This is a genomic window from Nocardia wallacei, assembly GCF_029868745.1.
Classification (GTDB): domain Bacteria; phylum Actinomycetota; class Actinomycetes; order Mycobacteriales; family Mycobacteriaceae; genus Nocardia; species Nocardia wallacei_B.
Map to the genome: position 1 here is coordinate 1 of NZ_JARWOP010000344.1, position 12,947 is coordinate 12,947.

At 67.4% G+C, this 12,947-nt stretch carries 14 protein-coding genes; 13 read left to right on the top strand and 1 reads right to left on the bottom strand.

Annotation, left to right across the window (positions count from 1 at the left end; all coding sequences use genetic code 11):
* The first annotated feature begins 355 nt into the window (after nucleotides 1-355).
* Together prfA and prmC are read left to right on the top strand one after the other, a co-directional pair.
* Entirely contained in the window at nucleotides 356-1,435 is a 1,080-nt protein-coding gene (gene prfA, locus QH470_RS31805; protein WP_280276074.1) for a peptide chain release factor 1, read from the top strand.
* Nucleotides 1,436-1,509: 74 nt separating this feature from the next.
* Nucleotides 1,510-2,391, top strand: coding sequence for a peptide chain release factor N(5)-glutamine methyltransferase (gene prmC / locus QH470_RS31810; RefSeq protein WP_280276085.1), 882 nt, complete (start codon nucleotides 1,510-1,512; stop codon nucleotides 2,389-2,391).
* Nucleotides 2,392-2,404: 13 nt separating this feature from the next.
* Here the strand turns inward: prmC and QH470_RS31815 are convergent, their stop codons facing one another.
* The gene (locus QH470_RS31815; RefSeq protein ID WP_280276075.1) at nucleotides 2,405-2,854 is read right to left on the bottom strand and encodes a nuclear transport factor 2 family protein; all 450 of its coding nucleotides are present in this window, start codon (nucleotides 2,852-2,854) and stop codon (nucleotides 2,405-2,407) included.
* A 209-nt stretch (nucleotides 2,855-3,063) separates the two neighbouring features.
* Here QH470_RS31815 and QH470_RS31820 point away from each other — a divergent pair, with 209 nt between their 5' ends.
* The 11 genes from QH470_RS31820 (at nucleotide 3,064) to QH470_RS31870 (ending at nucleotide 12,805) form a co-directional block, all read left to right on the top strand.
* A complete protein-coding gene (locus QH470_RS31820) occupies nucleotides 3,064-3,729 on the top strand; it encodes an L-threonylcarbamoyladenylate synthase (RefSeq protein ID WP_280276076.1) in 666 nt (221 codons plus the stop codon).
* Between the two features lie 11 nt (nucleotides 3,730-3,740).
* Nucleotides 3,741-4,916, top strand: coding sequence for an MraY family glycosyltransferase (locus QH470_RS31825; protein WP_280276077.1), 1,176 nt, complete (start codon nucleotides 3,741-3,743; stop codon nucleotides 4,914-4,916).
* A 14-nt stretch (nucleotides 4,917-4,930) separates the two neighbouring features.
* The gene (locus QH470_RS31830; RefSeq protein WP_280276078.1) at nucleotides 4,931-5,383 is read left to right on the top strand and encodes a Cg1360 family ATP-synthase-associated protein; all 453 of its coding nucleotides are present in this window, start codon (nucleotides 4,931-4,933) and stop codon (nucleotides 5,381-5,383) included.
* A gap of 307 nt (nucleotides 5,384-5,690) precedes the next feature.
* Nucleotides 5,691-6,467, top strand: coding sequence for a F0F1 ATP synthase subunit A (gene atpB, locus QH470_RS31835; RefSeq protein WP_483243956.1), 777 nt, complete (start codon nucleotides 5,691-5,693; stop codon nucleotides 6,465-6,467).
* A 73-nt stretch (nucleotides 6,468-6,540) separates the two neighbouring features.
* Nucleotides 6,541-6,789: an ATP synthase F0 subunit C gene (locus QH470_RS31840; RefSeq protein WP_040746450.1), complete on the top strand. Its 249-nt coding sequence runs from the start codon at nucleotides 6,541-6,543 to the stop codon at nucleotides 6,787-6,789.
* 5 nt (nucleotides 6,790-6,794) lie between these two features.
* Entirely contained in the window at nucleotides 6,795-7,352 is a 558-nt protein-coding gene (locus QH470_RS31845) for a F0F1 ATP synthase subunit B (RefSeq protein WP_280276079.1), read from the top strand.
* A gap of 75 nt (nucleotides 7,353-7,427) precedes the next feature.
* Nucleotides 7,428-8,237: a F0F1 ATP synthase subunit delta gene (locus QH470_RS31850; protein WP_280276080.1), complete on the top strand. Its 810-nt coding sequence runs from the start codon at nucleotides 7,428-7,430 to the stop codon at nucleotides 8,235-8,237.
* A 58-nt stretch (nucleotides 8,238-8,295) separates the two neighbouring features.
* Entirely contained in the window at nucleotides 8,296-9,933 is a 1,638-nt protein-coding gene (gene atpA, locus QH470_RS31855; protein ID WP_280276081.1) for a F0F1 ATP synthase subunit alpha, read from the top strand.
* Nucleotides 9,934-9,982: 49 nt separating this feature from the next.
* Nucleotides 9,983-10,948, top strand: coding sequence for a F0F1 ATP synthase subunit gamma (locus tag QH470_RS31860; RefSeq protein WP_280276082.1), 966 nt, complete (start codon nucleotides 9,983-9,985; stop codon nucleotides 10,946-10,948).
* A gap of 27 nt (nucleotides 10,949-10,975) precedes the next feature.
* Entirely contained in the window at nucleotides 10,976-12,424 is a 1,449-nt protein-coding gene (atpD, locus tag QH470_RS31865) for a F0F1 ATP synthase subunit beta (RefSeq protein ID WP_280276083.1), read from the top strand.
* A 6-nt stretch (nucleotides 12,425-12,430) separates the two neighbouring features.
* Complete coding sequence (locus tag QH470_RS31870; RefSeq protein ID WP_280276084.1) at nucleotides 12,431-12,805, top strand: F0F1 ATP synthase subunit epsilon; 375 nt, start codon at nucleotides 12,431-12,433, stop codon at nucleotides 12,803-12,805.
* The last annotated feature ends 142 nt before the right edge of the window (nucleotides 12,806-12,947 follow it).

A 12,947-nucleotide genomic window follows, 5' to 3' on the forward strand; every position in this document is an offset into this window, starting at 1 on the left:
GGGGAGAACAGATTCAGCAGCTTGCGTACGGCCGCCACACCGGCCGCGTCGGTGTGCTCGCTCGACAGCACCATCGGCTCCAGGCCGTGGCGCTCCATGGCGGCCAGGTAACCGCGCCGCCGCGGGGGGGGGGGGGGGGCCGCCCCCGCCCCGGCGGGGGGGGGGGCGCCGCGTTTCGGGAGAAGAAGGCCCCCATTCACGCCCTCAACTTGGTATTCCTCCTGTTCGCGGCCCGGCTCGATTCTGGACCGACGGAGCGGGGGAGCGAAGCGGAGGAGCGGAGGAGGGAAGAATCGAGCCTCAGGGGCCGCGAACCGCGACGCCGAAGGCGGCGCCAAAATTACAGGAGCACGCGATGGCCGATATCACGGCCCCGTCCGCGATCGACGACATTCTGGCCGAGCACTCCGGCCTGGAGATGCAGTTGTCGGATCCGGCGCTGCACAACAATCCGGGCGAGGCCCGTCGCGTCGGCAAGCGGTTCGCCGAACTCGCTCCGATCATGTCCACCTACACCAAGCTGCAGGCCGCGCGCGACGATCTGGCCGCTGCTCGGGAACTGGCCGCCGACGACGCCTCGTTCGCCGCGGAGGTCCCGGGTCTGGAGCAGCAGGTAACCGAGCTGGAGCAGACGCTGACCGATCTGCTCGCGCCGCGCGACCCGCACGACGCCGACGATGTGGTGCTCGAGGTGAAGTCGGGGGAGGGCGGCGAGGAATCCGCGCTGTTCGCCGCCGACCTGGCCCGCATGTACATCCGCTATGCCGAGCGGCACGGCTGGAAGGTGGAGGTGCTCGATGCCAACATCTCCGACCTGGGCGGCTACAAGGAAGCGACGTTCTCGATCAAGAGCCGCGAGCCCAGCCGGGACGGTGTGTGGTCACGGCTGAAGTTCGAGGGTGGTGTGCACCGCGTGCAGCGGGTGCCGGTCACCGAATCGCAGGGCCGCATCCACACCTCGGCCGCGGGCGTGCTGATCTATCCGGAGCCGGACGAGGTCGAGCAGGTGCAGATCGACGAGTCGGATCTGCGCGTGGACGTCTACCGGTCGTCCGGCAAGGGCGGCCAGGGCGTCAACACCACCGACTCGGCGGTGCGGATCACGCATCTGCCCACCGGGATCGTGGTCACCTGTCAGAACGAACGGTCGCAGCTGCAGAACAAGATTCGCGCCATGCAGGTGCTGGCGGCGCGGTTGCAGGCGCTGGCCGAGGAGCAGGCGGACGCGGAGGCGGCGGCCGGGCGGGCCAGCCAGATCCGCACGGTGGACCGGTCCGAACGCATTCGCACCTATAACTTCCCGGAGAACCGGATTACCGATCATCGCATCGGGTTCAAGGCCCACAATCTGGATTCGGTGCTCGACGGCGACTTGGACGCGCTCCTCGACGCCCTGGGTGAGGCGGACCGTGCGGCCCGGCTTGCTGTCGAATAACTCACGGCACCGAACGGTCGGCTTCGTGGGTATTCGTGTCCGGTGACCCGGCCGCGTCGGGCACGCTGGACGATGTGACCCGAGTTCCCTTACGCCCAGCGGTCCTGGCGGCCGAGCAGACGCTCCAGGCCGCGGGGGTGCACAGTCCGCGCGTCGACGCCGAGTCGCTGGCCGCCCACGTCCTCGGCGTGGAACGCCCACGGCTGGCGCTGATTCCGATGGTGACGCCCGAACAGCTGGGGGAATTCCAGAAGCTGGTGGCGCGGCGCGCGGAGCGGGTGCCGCTCCAGCACCTCACCGGCACGGCGGCGATGGGGGAGATCGACTTGGTCGTGGGGCCGGGGGTGTTCGTGCCGCGACCGGAGACCGAGCTGCTTTTCGCTTGGGCGCTGGCGCAATTGGAGGCAGCCGGGCACGAGCATCCGCCGATCGTCGTGGACCTGTGCACGGGGTCGGGGGCGCTGGCACTGGCGATCGCGCACGCGCGTCCCGACGCCGAGGTGCACGCGGTGGAACTCGATCCGGCCGCGCTGAACTGGGCCCGGCGCAATGCCGACCGCTGCGCCGCCGCCGGTGACACCCCGATCACCCTGCACGCCGGCGATGTCACCGACCCATCGATCCTGGCGGACCTCGACGGCCGCGTCGACGTGGTGGTCGCCAACCCGCCCTACATCCCCACCTCGGCGCGGCTGGATCCCGAAGTGCGCGACCACGATCCGCATCTGGCCCTGTTCGGTGGCGCCGACGGCCTGGATGTCATCCGCCCCATGGTCGGCACCATCGCCCGCCTGCTCCGCGGCGACGGCGTGGCGGCGGTCGAGCACGACGACACCAACGGCTCCCAGACCGCCGCCCGTTTCACTGCGCACGGCGGTTTCACGGCGGTCGCCGAGCACCCAGACCTCGCCGGCCGACCCCGCTTCGTGGCCGCCCTCCGCATCCGCGCCGACTGATCGCCGATTTGCCTCAGGTATGCCCGAGGCGGATACGGCAGGCGTCGGCGATGGCGGCGGTGTCCCAGTAGAACGGCCGAACCTCGGCAATGCGGCCGTCGGCGACGGTAATGGTCTGCAGGATCGGAAACTGCAGATCCCGGCCCGTCGCCCGCGCTCGGGCACTGACCCAGGTCCGGACGACCAGCGGCGACACCTCACCGAGATAGGTCTGCTCGACCATCTCGAACCGCTCCCACACCCCGCTCATCGCGCGAAAGAATTGCTCCATCCCGTCATGCCCGCGCCAGATTCCCCCGTAGGGCAGCCCCTCGGCCTGATACAGCACGACATCCGGCGCGAAGAACGGCGCCAGCGTCGCAAACGACGCCCGCCCCGGCCCACCCGCCGCCAGATACTCCGCCTCCGCCCGATACATCCCCTCGAGCACGTCTACATCGGGCCTCACCCGTGAAGTGGTCATGTCAACCACTATCGAACCCGCCTTCGCCGCCCGCTGGCGCAAATCCGACCCCGCGCTCGTTCGGAAGCATTGCCGCCCATGGTCGTGAGCGTCTCGGCGCGCCCACCCGCTCGGTGGGAGCGTCGCATCGGTGCTGGCCATCGCGGTACGCGGGGCTCGGCACCCTGCCGGAAGGCGTGCGGTGAGACACATTCAATAGACTCAGCGCCGTGAGTACCGTCTACGACTGCTCCGATCCCGACTCTCGGGCCGCCGGGCTGACCGCCGCGCGGACGACCCTGAAATCCGGACGGCTTGCCGTGATCCCCACCGATACGGTGTACGGCCTTGCCGCCGACGCGTTCGATTCGGCGGCCGTCGCCGCGCTGCTCGCCGCCAAGCGACGCGGGCGGGACATGCCGGTGCCGGTGCTGGTCGGGTCCTGGAACACCATCGATGGACTGGTGTTCTCGGTGCAGTCGCAGGCGCGGGATCTGATCCGGGCGTTCTGGCCCGGCGGGCTGAGTCTGGTGGTGCAGCAGGCGCCCTCGCTGGCGTGGGATCTCGGTGATGCGCGCGGGACGGTCATGCTGCGCATGCCGCTGCATCCGATCGCGCTGGAACTGCTGCGCGAGGTGGGGCCGCTGGCGGTGTCGAGCGCCAACGTCTCCGGGCAGCCGCCCGCCACGACCGCCGACGAGGCCCGCGATCAGCTGGGCGAACTGGTCGGCGTGTACCTCGACGGCGGGAAGGCCGAGCACGGCCGCCCGTCCACCATCGTCGACCTCACCGCCGACACTCCGCGGATCCTGCGCGAGGGCGCCGTGACCACGGCGCAGGTGGCCGAGGTGCTGGGCGTGTCGCCGGACCGGCTGACATCCGAAGCCGCACGGTGATGGCCTGGTAGATGGGATTCAGTCAGAGCGCGGTGGTTCCGCTGCGCGAGCTGCTGCTGGTGCTGCTCGTGTCGGCGGTGGTGACCTTGCTGTCCACCGGCGGCATTCGGGTGCTGGCGATCGCCTTCGGTGCGGTGGCGGTGCCCCGGGAACGCGACGTGCACGTGAAGCCGACGCCGCGCATGGGCGGCGTCGGCATGTACATCGGCGTGGTCGCCGCCGTGCTGTTCGCGCACCAGCTGCCCGCGCTGCGCCGGGGCTTCGATTTCGCGCCGGATATCCCCGCGGTGCTCGTCGCCAGCACGCTGATCGTGCTGGTGGGCATCGTCGACGATCGCTGGGGCCTGGACGCCCTCACCAAATTCGTCGGCCAGATCACGGCGGCCGGTGTCATGGCCGTCATCGGGTTGAGCTGGGTCGTCGTCTACAACCCGTTCAACCAGACCACGGTCGTGCTCGATGCGTTGCAGGGCGGACTGGTGACGGTCGTCGTCACCGTCACCATGATCAACGCGATGAATTTCGTCGACGGCATGGACGGCCTGGCCGCCGGACTGGGCCTGATCTGCGCGGGCGCGGTGTTCGTGTTCTCGATGGGACTGCTCTACGCGCAGGGCGGTGACGTCAGTACCTATCCGCCCGCGCTGCTGGCCGCCGCACTCGCCGGCGCCTGCCTGGGATTCCTCCCGCACAATTTCCAGCCGGCTCGCATATTCATGGGCGACTCCGGTTCCATGCTCATCGGCCTCATGCTGGCCGCCATCTCCACGGGCGCCTCCGGTCGAATTCCGCTCACCGGATACGGACCCCGCGACTTCGTCGGTCTCCTTTCCCCGCTGTTGCTGGTGGGCGCGGTGATGTTCATTCCCGTATTGGACCTGGTGCTGGCTATCGTGCGCCGGGTGCGCGCGGGCGTGAGTTTCTCCACTCCGGACAAAATGCATCTGCATCACCGGCTGTTGCAGATCGGACATTCGCAGCGGCGGGTGGTGCTGACCATCTATCTGTGGGTCGGTGTGCTGGCATTCGGGGCGGTCGGTACGTCTTTGATGGATCGCCGTCTCGTGGTGCTGCTGTTCGCCGCCGGGCTGGTATTCGCATTGGTGGTGACGGCGGTGCCGTCGCTGCGTGAGGCGCTCGGATTGCGGCGCTGGATACCGCGCGGGCGGGGCGCGCACACCGAATAGGTAGAGTGGCCCGCGTGAGCACGGCATCCGAGTACCATCCCGACGCCCCGCTGCGGGCGGCGCTGCGCTACGGCATCGCCGGTCTGATCGCGCTGGTGGTGCTCTCGGCCGTCCTCGGTTCGATTTTCGCCGGGCTGCCCGGCCTGTGGGGCGCGCTGATCGGCTCGGCCATCGGCGGCTTCTTCATTCTCACGACGGCGGCGTTGGTGCTGTTCAGCGCGAAATTGGACTCCGGCGTGCAGGGCATGGTGATGCTGGCCAGTTGGGTCGGCAAGCTGCTGGTCGTGATGATCGTGGTGGCCGTGCTGAAGCAGTTCGAGTTCTACAGTCCCGGCACCCTGTTCCTCACCGTGGTGGGCGCTCTGCTGATCGTTTTGGGCGCGGAGACGTACGGTCTTCTGCGCCAACGAGTTCCGGTGGTCGAGACGCCCGACGAGCGCGCCGACCAAGATCGTTCAAATGTTTGAGCGCACCCCCTACACGTTGTCGTAGATAGCTTGGTAAACTCTTTACCGTAAGCAGCTATCCCAGGGGCGATCACAAGATCGCAAACCTGGCGGTTATGCTTACAGCCGTGCCGGACCTGAGGGGGTTCGGCTCTGCACCGTCGACGATGTCGCCGACGTACAGACGCCACGGCGGGTGACCCCGCGCAGCTGCTGACGAACTCGAGCCGACCTGAGTCGACCACAAGATCGTCAATGTCCGATCGAACCGCGGGTGGAAACACGGCCCGCGGCCCGAACACGGGAGAGAACGCTGAGCGTCACCACTTTGGCGGGCGAGTTCCACGCGCCTTCGCTGTCAGATTTCTTCCCTCCAGCTGTGCTGTTCGAGGGGACGCCTTTCGAGCTCGACCGTTTGATGCTGATCCGCATCGTGATGGCGGCCGTTCTGATTGCGGTGATGTTGCTCGCATTCCGCAGCCCCAAGATCGTGCCGCGCGGTCTGCAGAACATCGCGGAGTACGGCCTGCTGTTCGTCAAGGAGCAGATCTGCGACGAAGTGCTCGGTAAGGAAACCGGCAGGAAGTATTTCCCGCTGATCGCGACGATCTTCTTCACGGTGCTGTTCCTGAACTTCTCCAGCATCATCCCGTTCTTGAACATCTCGTCGAACGCGCGGATCGGTATGCCGTTGGTGCTGGCCATCATCGCGTATATCGCGTTCAACGCCATCGGCATCAAGAAGTACGGCTTCTGGAAGTACATGCGCTCGAGCATCGTGGTGCCGGATGTTCCGCCCGCGATGCACGTGCTGCTGATTCCGATCGAGTTCATCTCGACCTTCATCCTGCGCCCGTTCACGCTGACCGTCCGACTCATGGCGAACATGCTGGCCGGACACGTCATGCTGGTGTTGTTCTTCTCGGCGACCCAGTTCTTCCTGTTCGACGGCGCCGCGTGGATGAAGGGTCTGTCGCCGTTCTCGCTGCTCGGTGGATTCGCTTTCACCTTGTTCGAGATGCTGGTGATCTTCCTGCAGGCTTACGTGTTCGCCCTGCTGACCGCCGTGTACATCGGTCTGGCTCAGCACGCGGATTCGCACTGACCGCACAACCGCACAAAGACTGAACCCACTCCGTCGCCGGGCGGGTGGGCAACAGAAAGGGAAAGAAAATCTCATGAGCCTCTCCTACGTGGCCGCCGAACTCGCTCAGACCTCCGAGAGGGTCAAGGGCTACGGCGCTATCGGTTACGGTCTGGCCGCCATCGGTCCGGGTATCGGCGTGGGCATCGTCGTCGGTAAGGCGATCGAGGGCATCGCCCGCCAGCCCGAGCTGCAGGGCACCATCCGGACCAACATGTTCCTGGGCATCGCGTTCACCGAGGCGCTGGCGCTGATCGGTCTCGTCGCCGGCTTCATCTTCTGATTGCCATGAACGGGATCCATTTGCTCGCCGAGGAAGCACCGGAGGACAGAAATCCGCTGCTCCCCGAGGTGTACGACATCGTATGGTCGCTCGTCGTCGTGGCCGTCATCGCGTTCGTCTTCTACAAGTACGTGATCCCGCGACTGTCGAAGGTGCTCGACGAACGGTCGAACAAGATCGAGGGCGGCATCGCCCGGGCCGAGGCCGCGCAGGCCGAGGCGCAGGCAACGCTGGAGCAGTACCAGCAGCAGCTGGCGGAGGCCCGGCTCGAGGCCGCGCGCATTCGTGAAGAGGCGCGCAAACAGGGTCAGCAGATCCTCGCGCAACTGCGGTCCGAGGCGCAGGCCGAGGCGGATCGCATCGTGGCGTCGGGGCACGCGCAGCTGGAGGCACAGCGCCAGCAGATCGTGACCGAGCTGCGGTCGGAGCTGGGCAGCACCGCCGTCGACCTGGCCGAGAAGATCATCGGGCAGTCGGTGTCGGACGAGGCCAAGCAGGCGGCGTCGATCGACCGGTTCCTCACCGAACTGGACGAGAAGGCCGGCATCGGGGTCGGAAGGTAACCATGCGCGAGCGGGTCGGCGGCCGAGCCGGCGGCCCCGCCCGGGCAGGGTCCCAACACAGTGAAAGTGGGAAGCATGTACGCAGCGAGCCGCGAGGCGAGTTCCCGTGCGCGGGAAGCTCTTTCGGCCGCTCTCACCGGGAGCGACTCCGTCGCCGCCACGACGGGCTCCGAACTGTTCGCCGTTGTCGCAGTACTCGACGACCAGCGTTCGCTGCGTGTGGCGCTCGCGGATAAGTCGGTGTCGAGTTCGGCGCGCGCCGAACTGGCCGAGCGCGTTTTCGGCGGGAAGATCAGCGCCGCCACCACGGCCGTGCTGACCACGGCCGTCGCTCAGGACTGGTCCCGCACCCGGGATCTGGTCGACACCCTGGTGCTGCTCGGGCGGGAGGCGCTGCTGCGGGCAGCGGCCGATCGCGGGCGCATCGACGCGGTGGAGGACGAGCTGTTCCGGCTCGGCCGCATCGTCGAGGACAACCCGAATCTGGAACAGGCGCTGGCCGATCGCGGTAAGACCGCGGCGGACAAGCGGAGCCTGCTCCAGCGGCTGCTCACCGGCAAGGTCGAGGACATCACCCTGCAGCTGGCAGAGCAGGCGGTCGGTCGCGCGCACGGTGATGTCGGCGTCGTCTTCGACGAGTTGTCCGACCTGGCGGCGTCGCTGCGCAAGCAGATCGTCGCGCACGTGCGGGCCGCCACCGCCCTGACACCGCAGCAGCGGGAGCACCTGGCGGCCTCGCTGCAGCGCATCTACGACAAGCCGGTCACGGTGCACGTCCAGGTCGACCCGGCCCTGCTGGCCGGTGTCGTCGTGCGGATCGGCGACGACGTGATCGACGGTAGCGCCGTCGGCCGACTGCAGCGCTTGCGCCAGTCCCTCGGGTGAGTCACCCGAGCACCGCAACCCCCGACATACCAGACCAGACAGCGAGAGCAGGAAGAACATGGCGGAGCTGACGATCTCCCCCGATGAGATCCGTAGCGCGATCGAGAGCTACACCCAGAGCTACACCCCCGAGACCTCCATCGAGGAAATCGGTGTCGTCACCGACACCAGCGACGGTATCGCCCACATCAGTGGCCTGCCGTCGGCGATGGCCAACGAGCTGCTCGAATTCCCGGGCGGCGTGCTGGGCGTCGCGCTGAACCTCGAGGACAACGCGATCGGCGCGGTCATCCTGGGTGAGTTCGACACCCTCGAGGAGGGCCAGCAGGTCCGCCGCACCGGTGACGTGCTCTCGGTGCCGGTCGGCGACAACTTCCTCGGCCGCGTGGTCAACCCGCTCGGCCAGCCGATCGATGGCCTGGGCGACATCGAGACCGACGAACGCCGCGTGCTGGAACTGCAGGCCGCGTCCGTGCTGGAGCGTCAGCCCGTCGGTGAGCCGATGGCCACCGGCATCACCGCCATCGACGCGCTGACCGCGATCGGCCGCGGTCAGCGTCAGCTGATCATCGGCGACCGCAAGACCGGCAAGACCGCGGTCTGCATCGACGCCATCCTGAACCAGAAGGCGAACTGGGAGTCGGGCGACCCCAGCAAGCAGATGCGCTGCATCTACGTCGCCATCGGTCAGAAGGGTTCGACCATTGCCGGCGTCAAGACCGCCCTCGAGGCGCACGGCGCGATGGACTACACCACCATCGTCGCCGCTCCGGCGTCGGACTCCGCGGGCTTCAAGTGGCTGGCCCCCTACACCGGCTCGGCCATCGGCCAGCACTGGATGTACCAGGGCAAGCACGTCCTGATCGTGTTCGACGACCTGTCCAAGCAGGCCGAGGCCTACCGCGCCATCTCGCTGCTGCTGCGCCGCCCGCCGGGCCGCGAGGCGTACCCCGGCGACGTGTTCTACCTGCACTCGCGCCTGCTGGAGCGTTGCGCGAAGCTGTCCGACGAGATGGGCGCCGGCTCGATGACCGGCCTGCCGATCATCGAGACCAAGGCCGGTGATGTCTCGGCGTTCATCCCGACCAACGTCATCTCCATCACCGACGGCCAGGTCTTCCTCGAGTCCGACCTGTTCAACAAGGGTGTGCGCCCGGCGATCAACGTCGGTACCTCCGTCTCCCGTGTCGGTGGCGCCGCGCAGACCAAGGGCATGAAGACGGTCGCCGGTTCGCTGCGCCTCGAGCTGGCCCAGTACCGCGAGCTGGAGGCGTTCTCCGCCTTCGCCTCCGACCTGGATGCCGCCTCGCTGGCGCAGCTGGAGCGCGGTGCCCGCTGGGTGGAGCTGCTCAAGCAGGACCAGTACTCCCCGGTCTCGGTCGAGGACCAGATCGTGTCGATCTTCCTGGTCGACGGCGGCTACTACGACTCGGTGCCGGTGGGCGACGTCCGCCGCTTCAACGTCGAGCTGCTGGAGGACCTGCACCGCAGCGCCGCCGACGCGTTCAAGTCGATCGAGGGCGGTAAGCGGATCGAGGGCGAGGCGGCCGATCAGTTCAAAGCCGCTACCGAGAAGTTCAAGCAGGGCTTCCTGGCCTCCGACGGCAGCCGCGTCGTGAACGAGGCCGCCGCCGGCGAGCTGGGTCACGAAGAGGTCGAGTCGCTGTCGGTCACCCGCAAACACGTCGAGAAGTAGGCGATTCGTGAGCGCCGCAATCGACTACGGAATGAAGGGAGTGTGACTCATGGCCAGCACCCGCGAACTGCGCTCCCGCATTCGTAGTGTCAATTCGATCAAGAAGATCACCAAGGCCCAGGAGCTGATCGCCACTTCGCGCATCACGAAGGCGCAGGCTCGTGTCGCCGCCGCGAAGCCGTTCGCCGAGGAGATCACCAAGGTGCTCGGCGAGTTGGCCGCCGCCTCGACCAATCTCGCGCATCCGCTGCTGACCGAGCGGCCCAACCCGAGCCGGGCCGCGGTGCTGGTCATCACCAGCGACAGCGGCCAGTGCGGCGGCTACAACTCGAACGTGCTCAAGCGCGCCGAGGAACTGTTCACGACGCTGCGCTCCGAGGGCAAAGAGCCGGTGCTGTACGTGATGGGTTCCAAGGGCCTGACGTACTACACCTTCCGCAACCGCCGCCCGCACGGGTCGTGGGTCGGGTTCTCGCAGCAGCCGCACTACACCGACGCCTCGGCCGCGTGCAATCACCTGGTCGAGGCCTTCATGGCCGGCGGCGAGGGCGAGGTGCCGACGGTGGACGGCACGGGCACCATCGCGGGCGTCGACGAGATTCACATCGTCTACACGCGCTTCGTGTCGATGCTGTCGCAGGTTCCGGAGGTGCGCCGGCTGGCGCCGATCCAGGTGAGCTTCGTCGACGAGAACTACGAGCTGGGTGAGGATTTCGTGTCGGACAGCCCCGGCGCGAACGTCACCGCGCAGTACGAGTTCGAGCCGGACGCGGACACGCTGCTCGGCGCGCTGCTGCCGAAGTACGTGAACACCCGGATCTACTCGTCATTGCTCGAGGCCGCCGCCTCGGAGTCGGCCGCGCGCCGCACCGCAATGAAGGCCGCCACCGACAACGCCACGGATCTGGTGAATACCCTGACCCGCCAGGCGAACTCGATCCGGCAGGCCAACATCACGCAGGAAATCAGTGAAATCGTCGGCGGCGCGAACGCGCTGGCAGCCACTGGCGACTGAGCCCGAGCCCACCCAGGAAGTAGACAAATGACCGCAGCAGTTTCTGCAGAAAACAAGAGCCGGGCCGGCGCTGGTACAGGCCGCGTCGCCCGGGTCATCGGCCCCGTCGTGGACGTCGAGTTCCCGCGTGGCGCCATCCCCGAGCTGTACAACGCCCTGCACGCCGAGATCTCGCTGCCCTCGGTGGCCAAGACCCTGACCCTCGAGGTGGCACAGCACCTGGGCGACAACATCGTTCGCACCATCTCGATGCAGCCGACCGACGGCCTGACCCGTGGCGCGGCCGTGCAGGACACCGGCAAGCCGATCTCGGTACCCGTCGGCGATGTCGTCAAGGGTCACGTGTTCAACGCCCTGGGTGACTGCCTGGACGCGCCGGGCACCGGCCGCGACGGCGAGCAGTGGGGCATCCACCGCACGCCGCCGCCGTTCGACCAGCTCGAGGGCAAGACCGAGATCCTGGAGACCGGCGTCAAGGTCCTCGACCTGCTCACCCCGTACGTGAAGGGTGGCAAGATCGGCCTGTTCGGTGGCGCCGGTGTCGGCAAGACCGTGCTGATCCAGGAGATGATCACCCGTATCGCGCGCGAATTCTCCGGTACCTCGGTGTTCGCGGGCGTCGGTGAGCGCACCCGTGAGGGCACCGACCTGCACCTGGAAATGGAGGAGATGGGCGTCCTGCAGGACACCGCGCTCGTCTTCGGCCAGATGGACGAGCCGCCGGGGACCCGTATGCGGGTGGCCCTGTCCGCGCTGACCATGGCGGAGTACTTCCGCGATGTGCAGGGCCAGGACGTGCTGCTGTTCATCGACAACATCTTCCGTTTCACCCAGGCCGGTTCCGAGGTGTCGACCCTGCTGGGCCGCATGCCCTCGGCCGTCGGTTACCAGCCGACCCTGGCCGACGAGATGGGCCAGCTGCAGGAGCGGATCACCTCGACCCGCGGCCGCTCGATCACCTCGATGCAGGCGATCTACGTGCCCGCCGACGACTACACCGACCCGGCGCCGGCCACCACCTTCGCCCACCTGGACGCGACCACCGAGCTGTCGCGCCCGATTTCGCAGAAGGGCATCTACCCGGCCGTCGACCCGCTGACCTCGACCTCTCGTATTCTCGAGGCTTCGATCGTCGGCGACCGGCACTTCGCAGTGGCCAACGAGGTGAAGCGAATCCTGCAGAAGTACAAGGAACTTCAGGACATCATCGCGATTCTGGGCATGGACGAACTGTCCGAAGAGGACAAGGTTCTCGTCGGCCGCGCCCGTCGCCTGGAGAAGTTCCTCGGCCAGAACTTCATCGTGGCCGAGAAGTTCACCGGTCAGCCGGGTTCGGTCGTGCCGCTGGAGCAGACCATCGACGACTTCGACCGGGTCTGCAAGGGCGAATTCGACCACCTGCCGGAGCAGGCGTTCAACTCCTGCGGTGGCCTGGACGACGTCGAGGCGGCCGCGAAGAAGATCGCCGGGAAGTAGTCCACCATGGCAGATATGTCAGTTGATCTGGTCGCCATCGAGAGGCGGCTGTGGTCGGGGCAGGCGAGTTTCGTCGTCGCCGAGACCACCGAGGGTCAGATCGGTATTCTGCACGGCCACGAGCCGCTGCTCGGCCAGCTGGTCGAGGGCGGCACCGTGATCATCGACAGCACCGAGGGCGAGCGCATCGTCGCCGCCGTGCACGGCGGGTTCTTCTCGGTGACGGCCTCGAGCGTGCGGATTCTCGCCGAATCGGCGGAATTCGCGGACGATGTGGATATCGACGCCGCGCGGGCGGTACTCGCCGACCCGAACGCGTCGGAGCAGGCGCAGAACATGGCGCGCGGACAGGTGCGGGCGGCGGAGGCCGTGCGAGCCTGACCGGCACGTCGAACGAACGGGGGGGGGGGCGCCCGCCCGGCAGGGGGGCGGGGGGGGGGGGGGGTGGTTTTTTTTGTTGGGAGGAGAGAAGGGGTAAATTTATGAGATAAGATAAGAGAAGAAAAAGCAAGACGGAGACAAA

Coding starts and splice junctions, on each gene's coding strand:
- QH470_RS31825 (WP_280276077.1), top strand. CDS start 3,741: ATGGGATTCAGTCAGAGCGCGGTGGTTCCGCTGCGCGAGCTGCTGCTG.
- atpD (WP_280276083.1), top strand. CDS start 10,976: ATGACCGCAGCAGTTTCTGCAGAAAACAAGAGCCGGGCCGGCGCTGGT.
- QH470_RS31860 (WP_280276082.1), top strand. CDS start 9,983: ATGGCCAGCACCCGCGAACTGCGCTCCCGCATTCGTAGTGTCAATTCG.
- prfA (WP_280276074.1), top strand. CDS start 356: ATGGCCGATATCACGGCCCCGTCCGCGATCGACGACATTCTGGCCGAG.
- QH470_RS31840 (WP_040746450.1), top strand. CDS start 6,541: ATGAGCCTCTCCTACGTGGCCGCCGAACTCGCTCAGACCTCCGAGAGG.
- QH470_RS31815 (WP_280276075.1), bottom strand. CDS start 2,854: ATGACCACTTCACGGGTGAGGCCCGATGTAGACGTGCTCGAGGGGATG.
- QH470_RS31870 (WP_280276084.1), top strand. CDS start 12,431: ATGGCAGATATGTCAGTTGATCTGGTCGCCATCGAGAGGCGGCTGTGG.
- QH470_RS31845 (WP_280276079.1), top strand. CDS start 6,795: ATGAACGGGATCCATTTGCTCGCCGAGGAAGCACCGGAGGACAGAAAT.
- QH470_RS31850 (WP_280276080.1), top strand. CDS start 7,428: ATGTACGCAGCGAGCCGCGAGGCGAGTTCCCGTGCGCGGGAAGCTCTT.
- atpA (WP_280276081.1), top strand. CDS start 8,296: ATGGCGGAGCTGACGATCTCCCCCGATGAGATCCGTAGCGCGATCGAG.